Genomic DNA, 25,793 nt, shown 5'->3' with positions numbered 1-25,793 from the left:
CACGGTCCTTGTGGCCAACCAATCCATACTTGCAACATCGTTGCACATCTTATTTAGGAGGTTCAGTAATGAACAAGAAACAATGGCTAGGTCTTGGCCTAGTAGCAGTGGCAGCAGTTGGACTTGCTGCATGTGGTAACCGCTCTTCTCGTAAGGCAGATTCATCTTCTGATGTGAAGACAAAAGCAGCAATCGTCACTGATACTGGTGGTGTTGATGATAAATCATTCAACCAATCAGCTTGGGAAGGTTTGCAGGCTTGGGGTAAAGAACACAATCTTTCAAAAGATAACGGTTTCACTTACTTCCAATCAACAAGTGAAGCTGACTACGCTAACAACTTGCAACAAGCGGCTGGAAGTTACAACCTAATCTTCGGTGTTGGTTTTGCCCTTCACAATGCGGTTGAAGAAGCAGCTAAAGAACATTCTGACTTGAACTATGTCTTGATTGATGATGTGATTAAAGATCAAAAGAATGTTGCGAGCGTAACTTTCGCTGATAATGAGTCAGGTTACCTTGCAGGTGTAGCTGCAGCAAAAACAACTAAAACAAAACAAGTTGGTTTTGTAGGTGGGCAGGAGTCAGAAGTTATCTCTCGTTTTGAAGCTGGTTTCAAGGCAGGTGTTGCCTCAGTAGACCCATCTATCAAAGTACAAGTTGACTATGCTGGTTCATTTGGTGATGCTGCTAAAGGTAAAACAATTGCAGCAGCACAATACGCAGCTGGTGCAGATATTGTTTACCAAGTAGCTGGTGGTACAGGTGCTGGTGTCTTTGCAGAAGCAAAATCACTCAACGAAAGCCGTCCTGAAAATGAAAAAGTTTGGGTTATCGGTGTTGACCGTGACCAAGAAGCAGAAGGTAAATACACTTCTAAAGATGGCAAAGAATCAAACTTTGTTCTTGCATCTACTTTGAAACAAGTTGGTACAACTGTAAAAGATATTTCTAACAAGGCAGAAAAAGGTGAATTCCCTGGCGGTCAAGTGATCGTTTACTCATTGAAAGATAAAGGGGTTGACTTGGCAGTAACAAACCTTTCAGAAGAAGGTAAAAAAGCTGTCGAAGATGCTAAAGCTAAAATCCTTGATGGAAGCGTAAAAGTTCCTGCAAAATAATGGATGGAAGTTATTTCTTAGGAAGCGGCCATCGGCCGCTTTTTAAGAGTTGAGACAAAGTCATTTTGTCTCAGTAAAGCTTGCTACTAGAGAAACTAGCAAGTTTTATTGAAATAAAATAAGACTCTGAAAGGAAGAGCACATGGCACACGAAAATGTCATTGAGATGCGTGATATTACCAAGGTGTTTGGTGAATTTGTTGCCAACGACAACATCAACCTGCACCTACGAAAAGGTGAAATTCATGCACTTTTAGGAGAAAATGGGGCTGGTAAGTCCACGCTAATGAACATGTTAGCGGGTCTTCTTGAACCAACTAGTGGTGAAATTGTGGTCAACGGTCAAGTTGTCAACCTCGACTCACCATCTAAAGCGGCTAGCTTGGGAATCGGAATGGTTCACCAGCACTTTATGTTGGTAGAAGCCTTCACAGTGGCTGAAAACATCATTTTAGGTAGTGAATTAACTAAAAATGGTGTATTAGATATCGCTGGAGCTAGCAAAGAAATCAAGGCTCTTTCTGAACGTTATGGCTTAGCTGTTGATCCTTCTGCCAAAGTGGCAGATATCTCAGTTGGAGCCCAACAACGTGTAGAAATTTTAAAAACCCTTTATCGGGGGGCTGATATCCTTATCTTTGACGAACCAACGGCTGTTTTGACTCCATCAGAAATTGATGAGTTGATGGCTATCATGAAAAATCTTGTTAAAGAAGGAAAATCAATTATCTTGATTACCCACAAGTTGGATGAGATTCGTGCAGTTTCTGACCGAGTTACAGTTATCCGTCGTGGGAAATCAATTGAAACTGTCGAAATTGCAGGGGCTACCAATGCTGATTTAGCAGAAATGATGGTGGGACGTTCTGTTTCCTTTAAAACAGAGAAACAAGCCTCTCAACCAAAAGAAGTAGTCTTGTCTATTAAAGACTTGGTGGTCAATGAAAACCGCGGTGTCCCAGCTGTTAAAAATCTGTCCTTGGATGTTCGTGCTGGAGAGATTGTTGGTATTGCAGGGATTGATGGAAATGGTCAGTCTGAACTGATTCAAGCCATCACAGGTCTTCGCAAGGTTGAATCTGGTAGCATTGAGCTAAAAGGAGATTCAATTGTAGGCTTGCATCCACGACAAATTACAGAGCTAAGTGTTGGGCACGTTCCAGAAGACCGTCATCGTGATGGTTTGATTTTGGAAATGATGATCTCTGAAAATATTGCCCTTCAAACCTACTACAAAGAACCACATAGTAAAAATGGAATTTTGAACTATTCAAATATTACTTCTTATGCTAAAAAGCTAATGGAAGAATTTGATGTTCGTGCTGCCAGTGAATTTGTGCCTGCAGCTGCACTCTCAGGAGGAAATCAACAAAAAGCAATTATTGCTCGTGAAATTGATCGAGATCCTGATCTCCTTATCGTCAGTCAGCCAACTCGTGGTTTGGATGTCGGTGCCATTGAATATATCCACAAGCGCTTGATTGAAGAGCGTGATAATGGTAAGGCTGTTCTAGTTGTCAGCTTTGAATTGGATGAGATTTTAAACGTCTCAGACCGTATTGCCGTTATACACGATGGTAAGATTCAAGGTATTGTATCACCAGAAACAACCAATAAACAAGAACTTGGTGTCTTGATGGCTGGTGGAAACTTGGGAAAGGAGAAGAGTGATGTCTAAAAAATTACAACAAATTTCGGTTCCCTTGATTTCTGTCTTCCTAGGAATTTTACTTGGAGCCATTGTCATGTGGATATTCGGTTATGATGCTATTTGGGGCTACGAAGAATTGTTCTATACAGCCTTTGGTAGTCTGCGTGGGATTGGAGAAATCTTCCGTGCTATGGGTCCTTTGGTCTTGATTGGTCTTGGTTTTGCTGTTGCCAGTCGTGCAGGTTTCTTTAACGTCGGACTTCCTGGTCAGGCTTTGGCAGGTTGGATTCTCAGTGGTTGGTTTGCCCTGTCGCATCCAGATATGCCGCGTCCCTTGATGATTCTAGCAACCATCGTGATTGCCTTGATTGCTGGTGGAATTGTTGGCGCGATTCCAGGTATTCTGAGAGCCTATCTAGGGACGTCAGAGGTTATTGTAACCATCATGATGAACTACATTGTCTTGTATGTAGGGAATGCCTTTATCCATGCCTTCCCTAAAGACTTTATGCAAAGTACAGATTCGACCATTCGTGTTGGTGCTAATGCAACCTACCAGACACCTTGGTTGGCTGAGTTGACTGGTAACTCACGGATGAATATTGGTATTTTCTTTGCCATCATTGCTGTTGCAGTTATTTGGTTCATGCTCAAGAAAACGACTCTTGGTTTTGAAATCCGTGCGGTTGGTCTTAATCCACATGCTTCAGAATACGCTGGTATTTCTGCCAAACGGACTATTATCCTATCAATGATTATCTCAGGTGCCTTGGCAGGTCTTGGTGGAGCTGTTGAAGGACTGGGAACCTTCCAGAACGTCTATGTTCAAGGGGCATCATTAGCTGTCGGATTTAACGGGATGGCGGTTAGTCTGCTTGCGGCCAACTCACCAATTGGTATTCTCTTTGCAGCCTTCCTATTTGGTGTTCTCCAAGTTGGAGCCCCTGGTATGAATGCGGCGCAGGTACCGTCTGAGCTTGTCAGCATTGTAACAGCGTCTATTATCTTCTTTGTCAGTGTTCATTACCTTATCGAACGCTTTGTCAAACCGAAAAAACAAGTTAAAGGAGGTAAGTAAAGATGTCTATTACAACCTTGCTCACCCTCTTGGTGTCTTCTATGCTGATTTACTCAGCGCCCCTCATCTTTACAAGTATTGGTGGTGTTTTCTCTGAACGTGGTGGTGTCGTCAACGTCGGCCTTGAAGGAATTATGGTTATGGGTGCCTTTTCTGGAGTTGTCTTTAACCTTGAATTTGCAGAACAATTTGGAGCAGCAACTCCATGGCTATCCTTGCTTGTAGCAGGATTGGTTGGTGGTCTCTTCTCTATCATCCACGCAGCAGCGACGGTTCATTTCCGTGCAGACCATGTTGTCAGCGGTACGGTATTGAACTTGATGGCGCCAGCCTTGGCTGTTTTCTTAGTGAAAGTCCTTTATAACAAAGGACAAACCGACAACCTAAGTCAGACTTTTGGACGCTTTGATTTCCCAGTCTTGGCAAATATCCCAGTGATTGGTGATATCTTCTTCAAGTCAACTAGTCTACTTGGTTATCTGGCGATTGCCTTCTCATTCCTTGCTTGGTTTATCCTCTTCAAGACTCGCTTTGGTCTTCGTCTCCGCTCTGTCGGTGAACATCCTCAAGCAGCAGATACTTTGGGAATCAATGTCTACAAGATGAGATATTTAGGGGTTATCATTTCAGGTTTCCTAGGTGGAATTGGCGGAGCGATTTATGCTCAATCCATCTCAGTTAACTTCTCAGTAACAACTATTGTTGGACCTGGATTTATCGCCCTTGCTGCGATGATTTTCGGAAAATGGAATCCAATCGGAGCCATGCTTTCTAGTCTATTCTTTGGGCTTTCACAAAGTTTGGCTGTTATCGGCTCTCAATTGCCATTCCTACAAGGAGTGCCTGCGGTTTACCTTCAAATCGCACCTTATGTCTTGACAATTCTTGTCTTGGCAGCCTTCTTTGGAAAAGCAGTTGCACCAAAAGCAGATGGTATCAACTATATCAAATCAAAATAAGCATACAAAAAAACGTCAGTTCTGTTCAAACTGGCGTTTATTTTTTAGAATTTTGATGGGTTAAGTTTAATCCCCAAGGGACAAGATTTTCAGTTTTATTTTTGATACGTGTGATATTATCCTTATGCCGAATGATAATCAAACTAGCCAGTGCTAGGATAATAGCGATGAAGAGAGGGTCATAGTTACTCAGGATAAAACCAAAAAGTGGAAAGAGTAGAACTCCAATGACAGCCGCGATAGATGCGGTGACACTAGATAGTGAAATCATACTACCAAGATAAAGGATTCCAAAGAAAACAACTGCAAGGTAGAGACAGAAGACAGGCGCAAATCCGAAAATCACTCCAGCACTGGTTGCGACAGCCTTACCACCCTTAAATCCTGCAAAGATAGGGAAGGTATGACCAATGACAGCCAAAAGTCCAAAGATGAGAGGCGAAACGCCTTGCAGATGAAACATAATCGGAAGTAGCGTTGCTAGGGTTCCTTTGAAAAAGTCAATCACAAAGGTTGCCATACCCGCTTTCTTACCTAAAATGCGGAAAGTATTGGTCGTTCCAGTGTTACCAGAACCATGCTCGCGCAGATTGATTTGAAAGAATACTTGTCCAATCCAGAGACCAGACGGAATCGAACCCAGCAGATAAGCTAGGATTAATAAAACTATTGTAATCATACTCCTATTATATCATGAATTGGGAAAGAAAAGCAGAGAATCTCTGCTGAAATTGTCACAGCGGAGAAAGAAAAATTTTGCAAAATCCTTGGAAAACCTGTAGAATAGTAAAGATGAACGAATAGGAGGTTCCTTGTGTCAAAAAAGGAAATCAATATTAACAATTATAATGATGATGCCATTCAGGTGCTAGAAGGGTTGGATGCGGTCCGAAAACGTCCAGGGATGTATATTGGATCGACTGATGGTGCTGGTCTCCATCACCTAGTCTGGGAAATCGTCGACAATGCAGTCGATGAGGCCTTGTCTGGATTTGGTGACCGTATTGATGTGACCATCAATAAAGATGGTAGTTTAACGGTTCAAGACCACGGACGTGGGATGCCGACAGGTATGCACGCTATGGGAATCCCAACTGTTGAAGTTATCTTTACCATTCTTCATGCCGGAGGAAAATTCGGTCAGGGTGGCTACAAGACATCTGGTGGTCTCCACGGGGTGGGTTCTTCCGTTGTTAACGCCCTTTCTAGCTGGCTAGAAGTTGAAATCACCCGTGATGGTGCAATCTACAAGCAACGTTTTGAAAATGGTGGAAAACCTGTCACGACCTTGAAGAAAATCGGTACAGCACCCAAGTCTAAGACAGGTACCAAAGTCACCTTCATGCCGGATGCGACTATCTTTTCTACGACAGACTTCAAGTACAATACCATTTCAGAACGCCTCAATGAGTCAGCCTTTCTCTTGAAAAATGTGACCTTGTCCTTGACGGATAAGCGAACAGATGAAGCGATTGAGTTCCACTATGAGAATGGGGTACAAGACTTTGTTTCTTATCTGAATGAAGACAAGGAAACCTTAACGCCTGTCCTCTACTTTGAAGGTGAGGATAATGGTTTTCAAGTGGAAGTAGCTCTTCAGTACAATGATGGATTTTCAGATAACATTCTGTCCTTTGTCAATAACGTTCGCACCAAGGACGGTGGAACGCACGAGACAGGACTCAAGTCAGCCATTACTAAGGTTATGAATGACTATGCGCGTAAGACGGGGCTTCTCAAGGAAAAAGATAAAAATCTTGAAGGGTCAGACTACCGTGAGGGACTTGCTGCTGTTCTTTCTATCTTGGTTCCTGAAGAACATCTTCAGTTTGAAGGCCAGACCAAGGACAAACTGGGAAGCCCTCTTGCTCGTCCCGTTGTGGATGGCATTGTGGCTGATAAGTTGACCTTCTTCCTCATGGAAAATGGAGAACTAGCTTCTAACCTCATTCGCAAGGCTATTAAGGCCCGTGATGCTCGCGAAGCGGCACGTAAGGCGCGTGATGAGAGCCGAAATGGGAAGAAAAATAAAAAAGACAAGGGCTTGCTGTCTGGGAAATTGACCCCAGCCCAGTCTAAGAATCCTGCTAAGAATGAACTCTATCTGGTTGAGGGGGACTCTGCCGGCGGTTCTGCCAAGCAAGGTCGTGACCGCAAGTTCCAGGCCATCTTGCCTCTTCGTGGTAAGGTTATCAATACAGCCAAGGCCAAGATGGCGGATATTCTCAAAAATGAAGAAATCAACACGATGATTTATACCATCGGTGCAGGTGTGGGAGCAGACTTCTCCCTTGAAGACGCCAACTATGACAAGATCATTATCATGACCGATGCGGATACTGATGGTGCCCATATCCAGACCTTGCTCTTGACATTTTTCTACCGTTACATGCGTCCTCTAGTCGAGGCAGGTCATGTCTATATCGCCCTTCCGCCTCTTTACAAGATGTCCAAAGGCAAAGGCAAGAAAGAAGAAGTGGCCTATGCTTGGACGGACGGAGAGCTAGAAGAACTCCGCAAGCAGTTCGGTAAAGGCGCTACCCTCCAACGATATAAAGGACTTGGTGAGATGAATGCAGATCAGCTCTGGGAAACAACCATGAACCCAGAAACTCGTACCCTCATCCGTGTCACAATCGAAGACCTAGCCCGCGCCGAACGCCGCGTCAATGTCCTCATGGGCGACAAGGTCGAACCACGCCGTAAGTGGATTGAAGACAATGTCAAGTTTACGCTGGAAGAAGCGACAGTTTTTTAAGTTAGTTTTTAATGAATGGGTATAAACATGAGAACTGAAACAGAAATGCTCGATGTAATTTTAAAGACTGCTGAAACCTTACAAGTCGCGGCTGTCGCCATGTCTGGTTCACGGACTGATACAAAAGTCTCAAAAGATGAATTTCAAGACTATGACGTAGTCTATGTTATAGAGAATCTGGACGAGCTGATTACAGATTTATCTTGGTTGGACCAGTTTGGCAAACGCGTTATCGAGCAAGAGGTTGCTCTTGACCATCGTCGTCTAAATCTTATGCTTTTTGAAGATGGTAATCGCATTGATTTGACCCTCTGCCCTAAAGAACACATGAAAGAATGGGTAGATAGCGAGTCGAAATTCATAGTTTTAGAAGATGAGAAGAGCCTGTTTGAGTCATATTATCCCAGTCCAAAGCGTTTCTGGATACATCCAGCTACTGAGACAGATTTTAAAAATTCCTGCAATGAATTTTGGTGGGTGTCAGCCTACGTGGTCAAAGGAATCTGTCGTAAGCAAGTCATCTATGCCACTGACCATCTCTACGGCATTTGTCAACAAGAATTCTTGAAAATTTTGGCTTGGCAGGTAGCAAGTGATAAGGGAAAAGTAGACGTCGGCAAGAATTATAAATATCTCTTTAACTATTTACCTGCTGAGAAAGAAAAGGAATTCTCGAATCTGCTTGATTTTTCAAGTGTAGAGAAACTTACTAAGTCTTTGTTTGCTACGATGCAACTTTTCCACCAAGAAGCTCACTCCCTTGCTCACAAGATGGGCTTTGGCTACGATAAGGAAGTGGCTGAGAAGATGATTAAGTATGCTGAGGAAAGAGTGAAGAAGTTTGGGAATAACTAGAAAAATGAAAAAGCGAGAGGAGAAGACTCATGATTGAAAAAGTGGAACGCCTCATTACAGAGATTAATCGTATTCATCGAGAATATTCTAAAGATTATTTTAAAACGGGTAAGGTGGAAAAAATCAATCTCAAGCATACCTTTTCAAAAGTTCCGACGAAAGCGATTTTGGCCTACCGTCTGAATTTACATGAGTCAATTAATGATTATCTGATGAAAGCGGATGTCCAAGATATTGCCTATGTTTATCGTGTCAAAACTTCTGAGTCTATTTTAGATAAAATTACACGTTTTTCAGAGCGTCAAGAGGGCTATCCTGTGAATTCAATTCTTAATGATATTTTTGGTGCTCGTATGATTTTAAGTTCCAAAGAGATTGCTCAAGTCATGGAGGAATTAGATGATTGGCAAGAGCTGTACGGACTAAAAAACTGGTATTTACGTGATAAAGATGGCTATGTCGGTATTCATATCTATTTTAAAAATAAAAGTAATTTTCACTATCCATGGGAACTCCAACTTTGGGATAAGAAAGATGTAGATAGCAATATCGCTAGTCATATCAAGTATAAACGAGGATTTGTGAAGTAGACACTTCAAGTGGAAATGACGATACAGGAATTGGGTGAAACTCACTTACTCTATATTTTTTCTTTTTCCATAATATTTACTCTCCATTCTTCGAAAGGAGTTGAACACGCCCTAAATGCTATGTGAAAATTCCTTAATACTAACCGAATCAATAAATTTTAAACACTTTAAACTACAGAAAGGATAGTTTGGTTACTTATCGTAACTGAACACGGGACTAAGACTTAGGAAACAAGAGAAATCTACTTGGGTTCATTGAACCCTATATCGATTTCCTATTTTTCTACAGAAATTTTCGGCAAGCCGAATCGTCCCTTTATATCTTAACTGAACACCTTTTCTGTAAAAACCTACTCTATATTCTTTGAAAGGAGTTGAACACGCCCTAAATGCTGGGTGAAAAAGATAAATTCTCTTGTGAGCTTGCTTACTTCAAGAATTTTCTATTTTCACTTGGTATTTTACGGGCTCTGTATCCTATATGAGTAACATTCAAAACATGTCCCTTGAGGACATTATGGGAGAGCGCTTTGGTCGCTACTCCAAGTACATTATTCAAGACCGGGCTTTGCCAGACATTCGGGATGGACTCAAGCCGGTTCAGCGTCGTATTCTTTATTCTATGAATAAGGATGGCAATACTTTTGACAAGAGCTACCGTAAGTCGGCCAAGTCTGTCGGGAATATCATGGGGAATTTCCACCCACACGGTGACAGTTCTATCTATGATGCCATGGTTCGTATGTCACAGGACTGGAAAAATGGTGAGATTCTAGTCGAAATGCACGGTAATAACGGTTCTATGGACGGAGATCCGCCTGCGGCTATGCGTTATACTGAGGCGCGTTTGTCTGAGATTGCAGGCTATCTTCTTCAAGATATCGATAAAAAGACCGTTCCTTTTGCTTGGAACTTTGACGATACGGAGAAAGAGCCGACAGTCTTGCCAGCAGCCTTTCCAAATCTTTTGGTCAATGGTTCGACTGGTATTTCGGCTGGATATGCCACAGACATTCCTCCCCATAATTTGGCTGAGGTCATTGATGCGGCGGTTTACATGATTGACCATCCAACGGCCAAAGTTGAAAAACTCATGGAATTCTTGCCTGGCCCAGACTTCCCGACTGGAGGGATTATTCAGGGTCGTGATGAAATCAAGAAAGCCTATGAAACTGGTAAGGGGCGCGTGGTTGTTCGTTCCAAGACTGAGATTGAAAAGCTAAAAGGTGGTAAAGAACAAATCGTTATCACTGAGATTCCTTATGAAATCAACAAGGCCAATCTGGTCAAGAAAATCGATGATGTTCGTGTCAATAACAAGGTGGCAGGTATTGCTGAGGTTCGTGATGAGTCTGACCGTGATGGTCTTCGTATCGCTATTGAACTTAAGAAAGACGCTAATACGGAGCTTGTTCTCAACTACCTTTTCAAGTACACTGACCTACAAATCAACTACAACTTCAACATGGTGGCGATTGACAATTTCACACCTCGTCAGGTTGGGATCGTTCCAATCTTGTCTAGCTATATTGCCCACCGTCGTGAAGTGATTTTGGCGCGTTCACGCTTTGATAAGGAAAAGGCTGAAAAACGTCTCCATATCGTCGAAGGTTTGATTCGCGTGATTTCGATTTTGGACGAAGTCATTGCGCTTATCCGTGCTTCTGAGAATAAGGCTGATGCCAAGGAAAATCTCAAGGTCAGCTATGATTTTACAGAAGAGCAGGCTGAGGCTATCGTAACCTTGCAACTGTACCGTTTGACCAATACCGATGTGGTTGTCTTACAGGAAGAAGAAGCCGAACTTCGTGAAAAGATTGCCATGCTTGCTGCTATTATCGGGGATGAACGGACTATGTACAATCTCATGAAGAAAGAACTTCGTGAGGTTAAGAAGAAGTTTGCGACTCCGCGTTTGAGTAGCTTAGAAGACACTGCGAAAGTAATCGAGATTGATACAGCTAGTCTGATTGCAGAGGAAGATACCTACGTCAGCGTGACCAAGGCAGGTTACATCAAGCGTACCAGCCCACGTTCCTTTGCGGCTTCCACTCTGGAAGAAATTGGCAAACGTGATGACGATCGTTTGATTTTTGTTCAATCTGCCAAGACAACCCAGCACCTCTTGATGTTCACAAGTCTTGGAAATGTCATCTACAGACCAATCCATGAATTGGCAGATATTCGTTGGAAGGACATCGGAGAGCACCTGAGCCAGACCATTACAAATTTTGAAGCGAATGAAGAAATTCTTTATGCGGAAGTACTGGAACAGTTCGCTGATGCGACAACCTATTTTGCGGCGACTCGTCTCGGTCAAATCAAGCGTGTAGAACGAAAAGAATTCACCCCATGGCGGACCTATAAATCTAAGTCTGTCAAGTATGCTAAGCTCAAAGACGAGACAGACCAGATTGTAGCAGTGGCTCCGATTAAACTAGATGATATTCTCTTGATTAGCCAAAACGGTTATGCTCTGCGTTTCAATATCGAAGAGGTTCCGGTTGTAGGTGCCAAGGCTGCAGGTGTCAAGGCTATGAATTTGAAAGAAGATGGTGTCCTCCAAGCAGCCTTTATTTGCAATACATCATCTTTCTACCTCTTGACTCAGCGTGGAAGTTTGAAACGTGTTTCTGTTGAGGAAATTCCAGCAACCAGCCGTGCCAAACGAGGACTTCAAGTCTTGCGTGAGTTGAAAAACAAACCGCACCGTGTCTTCTTGGCAGGAGCAGTTGCAGAACAAGGCTTCGTTGGTGACCTCTTTAGTACAGAAGTGGACGAGAATGACCAAACTCTGCTTGTTCAATCTAACAAAGGAACAATCTATGAAAGTCGATTGCAAGACTTGAATTTGTCAGAACGCACAAGTAACGGTAGCTTCATCTCTGACACGATTTCAGATGAAGAAGTTTTTGACGCTTACCTTAAAGAAGTATTTACTGAAGCTAAATAAGTGAAATGAAGAATCAGTTCTAAGAGCTGGTTCTTTTTATTGAAGAAATTTTCTGAAAATTACAAAATATACTTGCTATTTTAGAAAAATAGTGTAGAATATAAGAAATAGATTTTTAGAATAAGGAGTGGAATATGACAGTAACGATTGATTGGGAAAATCTCGGTTTTTCCTATATGAAATTACCTTATCGCTATATTGCTCATTTTAAAAATGGACAATGGGATCAAGGAGAGCTTACAGAGGATGCAACCTTGCATATTTCAGAGTCTTCTCCAAGTCTTCACTATGGTCAACAAGCCTTTGAAGGTTTGAAAGCTTACCGTACTAAGGATGGTAGTGTTCAACTTTTCCGTCCTGACGAAAATGCTAAACGTCTGCAACGTACTTGTAATCGTCTCTTGATGCCACAAGTTCCGACAGACATGTTTGTAGAAGCTTGTAAGGCAGTTGTCCGCGCGAATGAAGAATACGTACCACCATATGGAACAGGTGGAACCCTTTATCTTCGTCCTCTTTTGATTGGTGTTGGAGATATTATCGGGGTTAAACCAGCAGAGGAATACATTTTCACCATCTTTGCTATGCCAGTTGGAAATTACTTTAAGGGTGGTTTGGTCCCAACCAACTTCTTGATTCAGGATGAATACGACCGTGCCGCTCCAAATGGTACAGGTGCGGCTAAGGTTGGTGGGAACTATGCTGCCAGTCTCTTGCCAGGGAAATTGGCTAAATCACGTCATTTCTCAGATGTTATCTACCTAGACCCTTCAACTCATACAAAGATTGAAGAAGTCGGTTCAGCTAACTTCTTTGGAATTACAGCTGATAATGAATTTGTAACACCATTGAGTCCATCTATCTTGCCATCTATTACCAAGTATTCCTTACTTTATTTAGCAGAACACCGCTTGGGCTTGACTCCTATTGAGGGGGATGTCCCAATTGATAACCTTGACCGTTTTGTAGAGGCTGGTGCCTGTGGTACAGCAGCGGTTATTTCTCCAATTGGAGGTATTCAGCACGGTGATGATTTCCATGTATTTTATAGTGAAACAAAAGTAGGACCTGTGACTCGTAAACTCTATGATGAATTGACAGGAATTCAGTTTGGTGATATTCCAGCGCCAGAAGGTTGGATTGTAAAAGTAGATTAAAAATATATTAAAGGAGATTTTTATGAAATCAAAAAAGTGGATTTTAACAACAGGACTTATCCTAAGCACAACAGCTCTTTTAGCAGCCTGTGGAAAAGCTGATAAAGAAGCAGATGCTCCGACAACATTTTCTTATGTATATGCAGTGGATCCAGCATCCTTGGACTACAGTATAGCAACGCGTACATCCACAACAGATATTATCGGGAATGTCATTGATGGTTTGATGGAAAATGATAAATATGGTAATGTTATTCCTTCTTTGGCTGAGGATTGGTCTGTCTCAAAAGATGGATTGACTTATACCTATAAACTTCGTAAAGGAGTGAAATGGTACACATCAGAAGGCGAAGAATACGCAGAAGTAACAGCCCATGACTTTGTGACAGGACTAAAACACGTCGCTGATGGTAAGTCAGACGGTGTCTCTCTCATCCAAAATTCAATCAAAGGCTTGGACGCCTATATGACTGGTGAAACCAATGATTTCTCTACAGTTGGTGTTAAAGCTTTGGATGACTATACAGTTGAGTATACATTGAATGCGCCAGAAAGTTTCTGGAATTCAAAAGTGACTACAGCAACGATGTTGCCTGTAAATGAAGAGTTTTTAAAGGCATCAGGAAAGAATTACGGAGAGGTTAGCCCAGCAGGTATTCTCTACAATGGTCCTTATTTCTTAAAAACATTGACTTCTAAATCGTTGATTGAATATGAAAAAAATCCAAATTACTGGGATAAAGAAAATGTTAAAATTGAGAAGATTAAATTGACCTACTACGATGGTTCAGATCAGGAGTCTTTGATCCGTAGCTTCTCCTCTGGTGCTTATACGACAGCCCGTCTCTTCCCAAGCAGCTCAAACTTTGCTTCAACTTTGGAAGAATACGGAGATAAAATCACTTATAGCCCACAGGACTCAAGCAGTTATTACTTCACCTTTAACGTAAATCGTCAGTCATACAATAAAACTGCGAAAACAAGCGAAGAGCAAAAGACTTCTACAAAAGAAGCGATGCTCAATAAGGACTTCCGTCAGGCTATCAACTTTGCCTTCAACCGTCATTCGTATGCTGCCCAGCTAAACGGTGAAGATGGTGCGGACAAGATTATTCGTAACAGCCTTGTTCCAGATAACTTCGTACAAGCAGGTGGTAAGAACTTTGGTCAAATCGCCCAAGCAGAGTTGGTGAACTATGGTGACCAATGGAAAGGTGTTGAGCTAGTTGACGGTAAGGATTCTATCTACAACCCTGACAAGGCTAAAGCTGCTTTCGAAAAAGCTAAGAAAGACTTGGAATCTAAAGGGGTAACCTTCCCAATTCACTTGGATGTCCCGGTTGAACAAACAGATACTATCGCCGTTCAACAAAGCAACTCTTTCAAACAGTCTATTGAATCAACTCTTGGTGCTGAAAATGTTGTCATCGATGTACTTCAAATGACAGATAATGAAAAAGAAACGATTACATCACAAGCGCGTGTTCCTTCTCAAAAAGACTATGATTTGAACAGTACAGGATGGGCTCCAAGCTATCAAGATCCAGCATCTTACTTGAATATTATGGATCCAAAATCTGGTTCTGCCATGAAACACCTTGGTATTACGAAAGGAAAAGATAAGGATGTTGTCGCTAAACTTGGTTTGGATCAATATAAGAAATTGTTAGAAGATGCTGTTTCTGAGACCACTGACTTAGAGAAGAGATATGAAAAATATGCCAAAGCTCAAGCTTGGTTGACAGATAGTTCATTATTGATGCCAACAGCCTCATCTGGTGGTTCTCCAGTTGTAAGTAACGTAGTACCATTCTCAAAACCATACTCACAAGTTGGTATTAAGGGGGATCCATATATCTTTAAAGGAATGAAATTGCAAAAAGATATTGTTACAACAAAAGAATATGACGAAGCTCTTAAAAAATGGCAAAAAGAAAAATTGGAATCCAATAGCAAATATCAAAAAGAACTAGAAAAACACATTAAATAAGGAATGGTATTGCTTTTGATAAAATTTAAAAAATACTGTCATTTTGAATATAAAGGAGTTTGATATGGAGTGGATTAAACTAATAGGAATAGCAATCATTGTTGTGGGTTTTATTTTAAAGTTTGATACAATTGCAACAGTAGTCTTAGCTGGTTTGGTTACAGCTTTAGTTTCAGGTGTTTCTCTTGTTGAATTTTTGGAGATTTTGGGAAAAGAATTTAGCAATCAGCGAGTGCTCACGATTTTTATGGTTACCTTGCCTCTTGTGGGGCTGTCAGAAACCTTTGGACTCAAGCAACGATCAATTGATTTGATTCGAAAGATTAAAGGTCTGACAGTTGGAAACTTCTATACAGTTTATTTCTTTATTCGAGAGTTAGCTGGTTTCTTTTCAATTCGTCTAGGAGGACACCCTCAGTTTGTCAGACCTTTGGTTCAACCTATGGGAGAAGCAGCAGCAGAGTCTCAATTAGGTAGAAAGTTAACAGAGGTTGAAGATGAGGCAATAAAAGCGCGTGCGGCTGCAAATGAAAATTTTGGAAATTTCTTTGCTCAAAATACGTTTGTAGGTGCTGGGGGAGTCCTCTTGATAGGGGGAACATTAGATCAGTTAGGCTATGAAAGTAATTATGCAGGGATTGCTTCTGCATCTATTATTGTTGCTGTTATAACACTTATTGTAGTGGGGATTTATAATTATTTATTTGATAAAAAATTGACATCAGAAAAGACTAGGGGAGGAGAACAAAAATGACAGAGTTGGCAAAGCAACTATTAGAGTTGACCTATATTGTGATTGGTTGTCAATTTCTCCATACAGCCTATTGTAGTTATAAAGATAAAACAAACCCAGTCCGATTTGGAACATCTGCATTTTGGACTCTATTGGCTATTACGTTTATAGGTGGTTCCTATATGCCAAATATGAGTATTGGTATTATTGTAATCATATTATCGCTGTTAACATTGTTTAAGCAAGTCCGTATCGGAACCTTGCCATCCTTAGATGAAATGAAAGCCAATATTGAATCTAACAGATTGAAAAATAAAATTTTTATTCCAGTTATGCTGATGGCAATACTTGCGTTGGTCTTAGCGCAAATGATTCCAGAATTTAGCAAGATTTCGATTAGCCTTGCCGCCTTATTTGCTACAATTTCTGTTCTTGTGATTACCAATAGTCACCCTAAGAGTTTGTTATCAGAAAATAATCGAATGACTCAGCAAGTTTCAACAAGTGGGATTGTTCCCCAATTATTAGGGGCTTTGGGGGCTATTTTTACTGTAGCAGGTGTTGGTGATGTTATCTCTCATCTGATTAGCGGTATTGTTCCTTCAGATAGTCGCTTTATAGGAGTTTTGGCCTATGTTCTTGGAATGGTTCTATTCACAATGATTATGGGAAATGCTTTTGCAGCATTCACCGTTATTACAGCAGGTGTTGGAGTTCCCTTTGTATTTGCTCTGGGAGCTAATCCAATTGTGGCTGGTGCTCTTGCCATGACAGCAGGTTATTGTGGGACCTTATTGACCCCAATGGCTGCTAATTTTAACGCTCTACCAGCAGCATTGATGGATATGAAAGATCAGAATGGCGTTATAAAGGCTCAAGCAGGTGTTGCGCTAGTAATGATTGTTATTCACATATTCTTAATGTACTTTCTCGCATTTTAGTAAAGGAAAATAAAATGAAAATATTGGTTACAGGTTTTAATCCTTTTGGAGGTGAAAAGATTAATCCAGCTTTGGAGGCTGTAAAATTATTACCATCTGAGATTAATGGGGCCGAAGTTCGCTGGGTAGAAATTCCAACGGTTTTTTATAAGTCGTCAGAAGTTTTAGAGGCAGAAATATTACGATATCAACCAGATGCTGTACTTTGTATTGGACAAGCAGGCGGCAGGACAGGTTTAACACCTGAACGAGTGGCTATTAATCAAGATGATGCTCGCATACCTGATAACGAAGGCAATCAACCAATTGATACACCGATTCGTATTGATGGAGCATCGGCCTATTTTAGTAGTTTACCTATCAAAGCGATGGTACAAGCTATTAAAAAACAGGGACTTCCGGCAGTTGTATCCAATAGTGCAGGAACCTTTGTTTGCAATCATTTGATGTACCAAGCTCTTTATTTAGTGGATAAAAAATTCCCTAATATGAGAGCAGGTTTCATGCATATTCCATATATGATGGAACAAGTAGTAAATAAGCCGAATACTGCAGGAATGAGTCTATGTGATATTGTAAGAGGCATAGAGGTAGCTATTGAAGCTATTGTAGACTACAAAGATAAGGATTTGCAGTTAGTAGGTGGTGAGACTCACTGATAACCTAAAAAGGATAGTCAATTATGCTTGTTTACTAACTATTAGCTATGCTAAATTGATTGAGGTTGTTTACATAAAACTCTATGTCAGACAAGCCTGATATAGAGTTTTTTCTTGCTAGTTTTAGGATTTTCTTGTAAAATAGAAAAAGTGAAGAGAGGTATGAAATGAGTAAGAAAGATAAAAAAATCGAAATTCAAGTAGCAGATGCCAAGGTTAATGTAGGAAAAGACAGTTTTGAAGGTTATACCTTGACCATTGGTAAAAAAGTTATCGGAGAAATTGCCGAATTAGATGGACAATTTGCCATCATAAAGAATGGGAATGTCGATAGTTTTTATAAAAAATTGGAAAAAGCTGTGGAAATTTTGATTGAAAATTATAATTTAGCAAAATAAGTCTTGTTTTTTTGAAATTTTCATGATATAATAGTCCATGTTGATTGTAGGAGAGATAGCGAAGAGGCTAAACGCGGCGGACTGTAAATCCGCTCCTTCGGGTTCGGGGGTTCGAATCCCTCTCTCTCCATTTTATCAATGGGGTATAGCCAAGCGGTAAGGCAAGGGACTTTGACTCCCTCATGCGTTGGTTCGAATCCAGCTACCCCAGTTCTTAGGTAATAATCAAGATAAAAAGCAAAATATCTTAGGGTATTTTATTTTTATAATTGAAAGACGTGAATGATATGAACATGTCCTTGCGGGTGCTTAGGAAAAAAATTATAAGTATGTCAAGTTTAAGAAAAACTTGATTGTTGGAGGATTTTTTAGATGAACGAATTTGAAGATTTGCTAAATAGCGTTAGCCAAGTTGAGACTGGTGATGTTGTTAGTGCTGAAGTATTGACAGTTGATGCGACTCAAGCTAACGTTGCAATCTCTGGAACTGGTGTTGAAGGTGTCTTGACTCTTCGCGAATTGACAAACGATCGCGATGCAGATATCAATGACTTTGTTAAAGTAGGAGAAGTATTGGATGTTCTTGTACTTCGTCAAGTAGTTGGTAAAGATACTGATACAGTTACATACCTTGTATCTAAAAAACGCCTTGAAGCTCGCAAAGCATGGGACAAACTTGTTGGTCGCGAAGAAGAAGTTGTTACTGTTAAAGGAACTCGTGCCGTTAAAGGTGGACTTTCAGTAGAATTTGAAGGTGTTCGTGGATTTATCCCAGCTTCAATGTTGGATACTCGTTTCGTACGTAACACTGAGCGTTTTGTAGGTCAAGAATTTGATGCTAAAATCAAAGAAGTTGACGCTAAAGAAAACCGCTTCATCCTTTCACGTCGTGAAGTTGTTGAAGCAGCTACAGCAGCAGCTCGCGCTGAAGTATTCGGTAAATTGGCTGTTGGTGATGTTGTAACTGGTAAAGTTGCCCGTATCACAAGCTTTGGTGCTTTCATCGACCTTGGTGGTGTTGATGGATTGGTTCACTTGACTGAATTGTCACATGAACGTAACGTATCACCAAAATCAGTTGTAACTGTTGGTGAAGAAATTGAAGTGAAAATCCTTGATCTTAACGAAGAAGAAGGACGTGTATCACTTTCACTTAAAGCAACAACACCTGGACCATGGGATGGCGTTGAGCAAAAATTGGCTAAAGGTGATGTAGTAGAAGGAACAGTTAAACGTTTGACTGACTTCGGTGCATTTGTTGAAGTATTGCCAGGTATTGATGGACTTGTTCACGTATCACAAATTTCACACAAACGTATTGAAAATCCAAAAGAAGCTCTTAAAGTAGGTCAAGAAGTTCAAGTTAAAGTTCTTGAAGTTAACTCAGATGCAGAGCGCGTATCACTTTCTATTAAAGCTCTTGAAGAGCGTCCAGCTCAAGAAGAAGGACAAAAAGAAGAAAAACGTGCTGCTCGTCCACGTCGTCCAAAACGTCAAGAAAAACGTGATTTTGAACTTCCAGAAACACAAACAGGATTCTCAATGGCTGATTTATTTGGTGATATCGAACTTTAATCAAATTGAAAATTCACAAAATCCTTTGTTTACTAAACAAGGGATTTTTCTTTTGTCTCGGCTCCTTTTTTGATATAATAGTTCTATGTTAAAATCAGAAAAACAATCACGTTATCAAATGTTAAATGAAGAATTGTCCTTCCTATTGGAAGGCGAAACCAATGTTTTGGCTAATCTTTCCAACGCCAGTGCTCTCATAAAATCACGTTTTCCTAATACCGTATTTGCAGGTTTTTATTTGTTCGATGGAAAGGAATTGGTTTTAGGTCCCTTCCAAGGAGGTGTTTCCTGCATCCGTATTGCACTAGGCAAGGGTGTTTGTGGTGAGGCAGCTCACTTTCAGGAAACTGTTATTGTTGGAGATGTGACGACCTATCCCAACTATATTTCTTGTGACAGTCTAGCTAAAAGTGAAATTGTGGTGCCGATGATGAAGAATGGTCAGTTACTTGGAGTTCTGGATCTGGATTCTTCAGAGATTGAGGATTACGATGCTATGGATCGAGATTATTTGGAACAATTTGTCGCGATTTTGCTTGAAAAGACGGAATGGGACTTTACAATGTTTGAGGAAAAATCTTAATGTATCAAGCACTTTATCGAAAATATAGAAGTCAAAACTTCTCCCAGTTGGTTGGTCAAGAAGTTGTGGCTAAGACTCTTAAACAAGCAGTAGAGCAAGAGAAAATAAGTCATGCCTATCTTTTTTCTGGTCCACGGGGAACAGGAAAAACCAGTGTAGCTAAGATTTTTGCTAAGGCTATGAACTGTCCCAATCAAGTGGGTGGCGAACCTTGCAATAACTGCTATATTTGTCAGGCAGTGACGGATGGTAGTTTAGAAGATGTCATTGAAATGGATGCGGCCTCTAATAATGGGGTGGATGAAATCCGTGAAATTCGTGATAAATCTACCTATGCCCCTAGTCTTGCTCGTTATAAGGTTTATATCATAGACGAGGTTCACATGCTGTCTACAGGGGCTTTTAATGCCCTCCTAAAGACGCTGGAAGAGCCAACACAGAATGTAGTCTTTATTTTGGCCACTACTGAATTGCACAAGATTCCTGCGACTATTCTATCCCGTGTGCAACGTTTTGAATTTAAATCAATTAAGACACAGGATATTAAGGAACATATCCACTATATCTTAGAAAAAGAAAATATTAGTTCTGAACCAGAGGCTGTGGAAATCATTGCCAGACAGGCGGAAGGTGGAATGCGGGATGCCTTGTCTATTTTGGATCAAGCTCTGAGTTTGACACAGGGAAATGAATTGACGACTGCCATCTCTGAAGAAATTACTGGCACCATTAGCCTATCAGCCTTGGATGATTATGTGGCTGCCTTGTCTCAACAGGATGTTACCAAGGCCTTGTCTTGCTTAAATCTTCTTTTTGATAATGGTAAGAGCATGACTCGTTTTGTGACCGACCTTTTGCACTATTTAAGAGATTTGTTAATTGTTCAAACAGGTGGAGAAAACATTCATCATAGTCCAGTCTTTGTGGAGAATTTGGATCTTCCTCAAGAAAATCTGTTTGAAATGATTCGCTTAGCGACAATCAGTTTAGCAGATATTAAGTCTAGTTTGCAGCCCAAGATTTATGCTGAGATGATGACCATCCGTTTGGCGGAGATTAAGCCTGAGCCATCTCTTTCAGGAGCGGTTGAAAATGAAATTGCTTCGCTGAGACAGGAAGTGACACGTCTCAAACAAGAACTCGCCAATGTGGGAACTGCGCCCAAGCCAACTAGTCCAACTCCTAGTCGCCCAGCAACAGGCAAGACCGTCTATCGTGTGGATCGCAATAAAGTTCAATCTATCTTACAAGAGGCTGTCGAAAATCCTGATTTAGCACGTCAAAATCTGATTCGTTTGCAGAATGCCTGGGGAGAGGTGATTGAAAGTCTTGGTGGGCCGGACAAAGCTTTGCTAGTTGGTTCTCAACCGGTTGCGGCCAATGAACACCATGCTATTCTTGCTTTTGAGTCTAACTTCAATGCTGGTCAAACCATGAAACGGGATAATCTCAACACCATGTTTGGCAACATCCTCAGTCAGGCAGCAGGTTTTTCACCTGAGATTTTAGCCATTTCCATGGAGGAATGGAAAGAAGTTCGCGCAGCCTTTTCAGCCAAAGCCAAATCTTCTCAAACTGAAAAAGAAGCAGAAGAAAGCCTGATTCCAGAAGGATTTGAATTTTTGGCTGATAAAGTGAAGGTAGAGGAAGACTAAAGAAAGATTTCATGATACAATAAGTTTATGAATAAACAACAATTTATTATTATGGCGCTGTTTACAGCTGCTGAAACCTATTTTTTCAATGAAGCCTGGATGACTGGTCGCTATATTATGGCAGCCTTTTGGGCAATTTTACTCTTCAGAAATTTCCGAGTCAGTTATGTGATGGGCAAAATCGTTGATGTCATCGATCAGCATTTTAATAGGAAAGACTAGCCCTCAGCTTCCAGACAAAATCAAAGCCTTTTAGGCTTTTTTTTGTTATACTATAAAAGTATATTTATTGACCTTTTACCGTATTTTCTAGGGAAATCAAGTATGTTTCTAGTAAGCACTGTAAAGGCCTTGAAAAAGAAAGGAACTATCATGTCAGTATTAGAGATCAAAGATCTTCACGTTGAGATTGAAGGAAAAGAAATTTTAAAAGGGGTTAACCTGACCCTGAAAACAGGTGAAATCGCCGCTATCATGGGGCCAAATGGTACTGGTAAATCGACTCTTTCTGCCGCTATCATGGGAAATCCTAACTATGAAGTGACCAAAGGTGAAGTTTTGTTTGATGGCGTAAACATCCTTGAGTTGGAAGTGGATGAGCGTGCGCGTATGGGACTTTTCCTTGCTATGCAATACCCATCAGAAATTCCTGGAATTACCAACGCTGAGTTTCTTCGTGCAGCCATGAATGCTGGTAAAGAAGACGATGAGAAGATTTCAGTTCGCGAGTTTATTACTAAGCTAGATGAAAAAATGGAATTGCTCAACATGAAAGAAGAAATGGCAGAGCGTTACCTCAACGAAGGTTTCTCTGGTGGTGAGAAAAAACGTAATGAAATTCTTCAACTTTTGATGTTGGAACCAACTTTCGCCCTTTTGGATGAGATTGACTCTGGTCTTGATATTGACGCTCTTAAAGTTGTTTCTAAAGGTGTGAATGCTATGCGTGGTGAAGGCTTTGGTGCTATGATTATCACTCACTACCAACGTCTTTTGAACTACATCACACCAGACGTGGTACACGTCATGATGGAAGGTCGTGTTGTCCTTTCAGGTGGTCCAGAATTGGCTGCGCGTTTGGAACGTGAAGGATACGCAAAACTAGCTGAAGAACTTGGCTACGACTACAAGGAAGAATTGTAATTCCCTCGTATCTTTTAGGAGAAGTAAATGACTAAAGAAAATATTAAACTTTTTTCAGAAATGCACGCTGAACCAAGCTGGTTGGCTGATCTCCGTCAAAAAGCTTTTGACAAGATTGAGACTTTGGAATTACCAGTTATTGAGCGTGTGAAATTTCACCGTTGGAATCTGGGTGATGGAACGATTACAGAAAGTGAGCCATCAGCAAATGTTCCAGATTTCACTGCACTAGATAACCACTTGAAGTTGGTGCAAGTAGGAACCCAAACTGTTTTTGAGCAAATTCCAGTTGAATTGGCTGAACAGGGTGTTATCTTTACAGACTTCCACTCAGCTTTAGAAGAAATTCCCGAGCTGATCGAAGAATTCTTCATGTCATCTGTTAAGTATGACGATGACAAGTTGGCGGCCTACCACACAGCTTACTTTAACAGTGGTGCTGTTCTCTATATTCCTGATAACGTGGAAATTGTTGAACCAATCGAAGGAATTTTCTATCAAGACAGCGATAGCGATGTGCCGTTTAACAAGCATATTATGATTATCGCTGGTAAAAATTCTAAGATTAGTTATCTGGAGCGTTTAGAGTCACGCGGTGAAGGAAGTGCCAAAGCAACTGCTAATATCACAGTAGAAGTAATTGCACGTTCTGGTGCTCAGGTGAAGTTTGCCGCCATTGATCGTCTAGGTGAAAATGTTACTGCTTACATTAGCCGTCGTGGTAAATTAGGCAACGATGCAAGCATTGACTGGGCGATTGGTGTTATGAACGAAGGGAACGTCGTTGCGGACTTTGATAGCGATTTGATTGGTAACGGTAGCCATGCTGACCTGAAAGTTGTAGCTCTTTCAAGTGGTCGTCAGGTACAAGGGATTGATACTCGAGTGACTAACTATGGTTGTAACTCAATCGGAAATATCCTTCAACATGGGGTTATTCTTGAAAAAGCAACTTTGACTTTCAATGGTATCGGCCACATCATCAAGGGTGCCAAGGGAGCAGATGCGCAACAAGAGAGCCGTGTTCTCATGCTTTCTGACCAGGCTCGTTCAGATGCTAACCCAATTCTATTGATTGATGAAAATGATGTTACTGCAGGTCACGCAGCTTCTATCGGTCAGGTGGATCCAGAAGACATGTACTACCTCATGAGCCGTGGTTTAGATAAGGCAACTGCAGAACGTTTGGTTGTCCGTGGTTTCCTTGGCTCCGTTATCGTTGAGATTCCAGTCAAGGAAGTTCGTGATGAAATGATTGCAACTATCGAAGAAAAATTGTCAAAACGCTAAGGGGTAGCCTATGTTAGATGTAGAAGTGATTCGCAAGGATTTTCCAATTTTAGACCAGATTGTCAACGATGAACCTCTGGTCTATCTGGACAATGCTGCGACGACACAAAAACCACTAGCAGTTCTGGAAACAATCAACCGCTACTATGAGCAGGACAATGCCAATGTTCACCGTGGTGTTCATACTTTGGCAGAACGAGCGACAGCATCTTATGAAGCCGCTCGTGAAAGCATTCGTAAGTTCATCAATGCAGGTTCGACAAAAGAAGTTCTCTTTACTAGAGGAACGACAACCAGCCTTAACTGGGTGGCACGCTTTGCAGAGGAAATCTTAACTGAGGGTGACCAAGTCTTGATTTCTGTCATGGAACACCATTCCAATATCATTCCATGGCAAGAAGCCTGTCGCAAGACTGGAGCAGAGCTTGTTTATGTCTATCTCAAGGATGGAGCTCTGGATATGGATGATTTGCGAGCTAAATTGACTGATAGAGTCAAGTTTGTCTCCCTAGCTCATGCATCAAATGTCCTTGGTGTGGTCAATCCGATTAAAGAAATCACTAAAATGGCCCACCAAGTTGGAGCTATCATGGTGGTGGATGGTGCTCAATCTACGCCTCATATGAAGATTGATGTCCAGGACTTGGATGTGGACTTCTTTGCCTTTTCAGGTCACAAGATGGCTGGTCCAACTGGTATCGGTGTTCTTTACGGCAAAGAAAAGTATCTGGAGCAAATGTCACCCCTTGAATTTGGTGGTGAGATGATTGATTTCGTTTATGAACAATCTGCTAGTTGGAAGGAATTGCCTTGGAAATTCGAGGCTGGAACTCCTAACATGGCTGGTGCAATCGGACTTGCTGCCGCAGTGGATTATCTGGAAAAGATTGGTATGGATGTCATTGAAGCCCATGAACAGGAATTGATCGCCTACGTATTTCCAAAATTGCAGGCAATTGAAGGACTGACCATTTATGGTTCACAGGACTTGGCTCAACGTTCAGGTGTCATTGCTTTTAACCTAGGCGACCTTCATCCTCACGACCTTGCAACGGCTTTGGATTATGAAGGTGTGGCAGTTCGTGCGGGTCACCACTGTGCGCAACCCTTGCTCCAGTATTTGGATGTTCCAGCAACAGCTCGTGCAAGTTTTTATATCTACAATACCAAGGAAGATTGCGACAAGCTAGTCGATGCCTTACAAAAGACAAAGGAGTTTTTCAATGGCACTTTCTAAACTAGATAGCCTTTATATGGCAGTGGTAGCGGACCATTCGAAAAATCCACATCATCAAGGAAAGTTGGAAGATGCTGAACAAATCAGTCTCAACAATCCGACCTGTGGCGATGTCATCAATCTCTCTGTCAAGTTTGATGCAGATGACTGTTTGGAAAATATCGCTTTTCTAAACTCAGGTTGTACCATCTCAACTGCCTCTGCAAGCATGATGACAGATGCTGTTTTGGGCAAGACCAAGCAAGAAATTTTAGAACTTGCGACTATTTTTTCTGAAATGGTTCAAGGACAAAAAGATGAACGCCAAGACCAACTAGGCGATGCAGCTTTTTTGTCAGGTGTTGCCAAATTTCCGCAACGAATCAAATGTGCAACCCTAGCTTGGAACGCCCTTAAGAAAACAATCGAAAATCAAGAAAACAACTAAGACAAGTTTCTTTTGTCTTATGAATCAGTAGAAATGAAGA

Annotated in this window: 23 protein-coding genes and 2 tRNA genes; 24 read left to right on the top strand and 1 reads right to left on the bottom strand. The window is 41.2% G+C overall.

What is annotated here, in order from left to right:
- The first annotated feature begins 68 nt into the window (after positions 1-68).
- From HT698_RS01605 to HT698_RS01590, 4 genes are all read left to right on the top strand, one after another.
- A complete protein-coding gene (locus tag HT698_RS01605; RefSeq protein ID WP_049524889.1) occupies positions 69-1,121 on the top strand; it encodes a BMP family protein in 1,053 nt (350 codons plus the stop codon).
- 142 nt (positions 1,122-1,263) lie between these two features.
- Positions 1,264-2,799: an ABC transporter ATP-binding protein gene (locus HT698_RS01600; RefSeq protein WP_173217581.1), complete on the top strand. Its 1,536-nt coding sequence runs from the start codon at positions 1,264-1,266 to the stop codon at positions 2,797-2,799.
- Positions 2,792-3,850: an ABC transporter permease gene (locus HT698_RS01595; protein WP_023942990.1), complete on the top strand. Its 1,059-nt coding sequence runs from the start codon at positions 2,792-2,794 to the stop codon at positions 3,848-3,850. Before HT698_RS01600 ends, HT698_RS01595 begins: the two co-directional genes overlap by 8 nt.
- Before the next feature lie 2 nt (positions 3,851-3,852).
- Positions 3,853-4,809: an ABC transporter permease gene (locus tag HT698_RS01590; protein WP_000029124.1), complete on the top strand. Its 957-nt coding sequence runs from the start codon at positions 3,853-3,855 to the stop codon at positions 4,807-4,809.
- 37 nt (positions 4,810-4,846) lie between these two features.
- Here HT698_RS01590 and plsY read toward each other — a convergent pair whose 3' ends face one another.
- Entirely contained in the window at positions 4,847-5,488 is a 642-nt protein-coding gene (plsY, locus tag HT698_RS01585) for a glycerol-3-phosphate 1-O-acyltransferase PlsY (protein WP_173217579.1), read from the bottom strand.
- 135 nt (positions 5,489-5,623) lie between these two features.
- Between plsY and parE the strand changes: the two genes are divergently transcribed.
- The 20 genes from parE to sufU all read left to right on the top strand — a co-directional run bounded on the left by parE (position 5,624) and on the right by sufU (position 25,753).
- Entirely contained in the window at positions 5,624-7,567 is a 1,944-nt protein-coding gene (parE, locus tag HT698_RS01580) for a DNA topoisomerase IV subunit B (protein ID WP_173217577.1), read from the top strand.
- A gap of 27 nt (positions 7,568-7,594) precedes the next feature.
- Positions 7,595-8,422 carry an aminoglycoside 6-adenylyltransferase gene (locus HT698_RS01575; RefSeq protein WP_173217575.1) on the top strand — a complete coding sequence of 276 codons (828 nt, stop codon included), beginning with the start codon at positions 7,595-7,597 and terminating at the stop codon, positions 8,420-8,422.
- A 29-nt stretch (positions 8,423-8,451) separates the two neighbouring features.
- Positions 8,452-9,012, top strand: a complete 561-nt coding sequence (locus HT698_RS01570) for a GTP pyrophosphokinase (RefSeq protein WP_173217573.1) — start codon at positions 8,452-8,454, stop codon at positions 9,010-9,012.
- Positions 9,013-9,493: 481 nt separating this feature from the next.
- Entirely contained in the window at positions 9,494-11,965 is a 2,472-nt protein-coding gene (parC, locus tag HT698_RS01565; protein WP_173217571.1) for a DNA topoisomerase IV subunit A, read from the top strand.
- A 134-nt stretch (positions 11,966-12,099) separates the two neighbouring features.
- Positions 12,100-13,122 carry a branched-chain amino acid aminotransferase gene (locus tag HT698_RS01560; protein ID WP_173217569.1) on the top strand — a complete coding sequence of 341 codons (1,023 nt, stop codon included), beginning with the start codon at positions 12,100-12,102 and terminating at the stop codon, positions 13,120-13,122.
- A 22-nt stretch (positions 13,123-13,144) separates the two neighbouring features.
- The gene (locus HT698_RS01555; RefSeq protein ID WP_173217567.1) at positions 13,145-15,112 is read left to right on the top strand and encodes a peptide ABC transporter substrate-binding protein; all 1,968 of its coding nucleotides are present in this window, start codon (positions 13,145-13,147) and stop codon (positions 15,110-15,112) included.
- Between the two features lie 64 nt (positions 15,113-15,176).
- A complete protein-coding gene (locus tag HT698_RS01550; protein ID WP_057487179.1) occupies positions 15,177-15,866 on the top strand; it encodes a DUF969 domain-containing protein in 690 nt (229 codons plus the stop codon).
- Positions 15,863-16,786, top strand: coding sequence for a DUF979 domain-containing protein (locus HT698_RS01545; protein WP_120007861.1), 924 nt, complete (start codon positions 15,863-15,865; stop codon positions 16,784-16,786). The genes HT698_RS01550 and HT698_RS01545 overlap by 4 nt, the downstream gene beginning before the upstream one ends.
- A 14-nt stretch (positions 16,787-16,800) precedes the next feature.
- Complete coding sequence (pcp, locus tag HT698_RS01540) at positions 16,801-17,445, top strand: pyroglutamyl-peptidase I (RefSeq protein WP_000699369.1); 645 nt, start codon at positions 16,801-16,803, stop codon at positions 17,443-17,445.
- A 167-nt stretch (positions 17,446-17,612) separates the two neighbouring features.
- Positions 17,613-17,843 (top strand): DUF2969 domain-containing protein, encoded by a 231-nt coding sequence (locus tag HT698_RS01535; protein ID WP_000037113.1) that lies wholly within the window; start codon positions 17,613-17,615, stop codon positions 17,841-17,843.
- A gap of 49 nt (positions 17,844-17,892) precedes the next feature.
- Positions 17,893-17,973, top strand: a tRNA-Tyr gene (locus HT698_RS01530).
- 9 nt (positions 17,974-17,982) lie between these two features.
- A tRNA-Gln gene (locus HT698_RS01525) sits at positions 17,983-18,054 on the top strand.
- A 161-nt stretch (positions 18,055-18,215) separates the two neighbouring features.
- Positions 18,216-19,418 carry a 30S ribosomal protein S1 gene (gene rpsA / locus HT698_RS01520; RefSeq protein WP_120007859.1) on the top strand — a complete coding sequence of 401 codons (1,203 nt, stop codon included), beginning with the start codon at positions 18,216-18,218 and terminating at the stop codon, positions 19,416-19,418.
- Positions 19,419-19,503: 85 nt separating this feature from the next.
- Positions 19,504-20,001, top strand: coding sequence for a GAF domain-containing protein (locus HT698_RS01515; protein WP_120007857.1), 498 nt, complete (start codon positions 19,504-19,506; stop codon positions 19,999-20,001).
- On the top strand, positions 20,001-21,656 hold the full coding sequence (dnaX, locus tag HT698_RS01510) for a DNA polymerase III subunit gamma/tau (protein ID WP_173217565.1): 1,656 nt from the start codon (positions 20,001-20,003) through the stop codon (positions 21,654-21,656). Before HT698_RS01515 ends, dnaX begins: the two co-directional genes overlap by 1 nt.
- A 27-nt stretch (positions 21,657-21,683) precedes the next feature.
- Positions 21,684-21,878 (top strand): DUF3272 domain-containing protein, encoded by a 195-nt coding sequence (locus tag HT698_RS01505; protein ID WP_001041547.1) that lies wholly within the window; start codon positions 21,684-21,686, stop codon positions 21,876-21,878.
- Between the two features lie 150 nt (positions 21,879-22,028).
- The gene (gene sufC, locus HT698_RS01500) at positions 22,029-22,799 is read left to right on the top strand and encodes a Fe-S cluster assembly ATPase SufC (RefSeq protein WP_000114489.1); all 771 of its coding nucleotides are present in this window, start codon (positions 22,029-22,031) and stop codon (positions 22,797-22,799) included.
- A 27-nt stretch (positions 22,800-22,826) separates the two neighbouring features.
- Positions 22,827-24,089, top strand: a complete 1,263-nt coding sequence (gene sufD, locus HT698_RS01495) for a Fe-S cluster assembly protein SufD (protein ID WP_173217563.1) — start codon at positions 22,827-22,829, stop codon at positions 24,087-24,089.
- 10 nt (positions 24,090-24,099) lie between these two features.
- Positions 24,100-25,326, top strand: a complete 1,227-nt coding sequence (locus tag HT698_RS01490; RefSeq protein WP_173217561.1) for a cysteine desulfurase — start codon at positions 24,100-24,102, stop codon at positions 25,324-25,326.
- A complete protein-coding gene (gene sufU, locus HT698_RS01485) occupies positions 25,313-25,753 on the top strand; it encodes a Fe-S cluster assembly sulfur transfer protein SufU (protein WP_173214244.1) in 441 nt (146 codons plus the stop codon). Before HT698_RS01490 ends, sufU begins: the two co-directional genes overlap by 14 nt.
- Positions 25,754-25,793: the final 40 nt, after the last annotated feature.

The organism is Streptococcus sp. 3109, from assembly GCF_013276905.1.
Classification (GTDB): Bacteria; Bacillota; Bacilli; order Lactobacillales; family Streptococcaceae; genus Streptococcus.
This window is presented reverse-complemented; position numbering and strand designations above follow the sequence as displayed.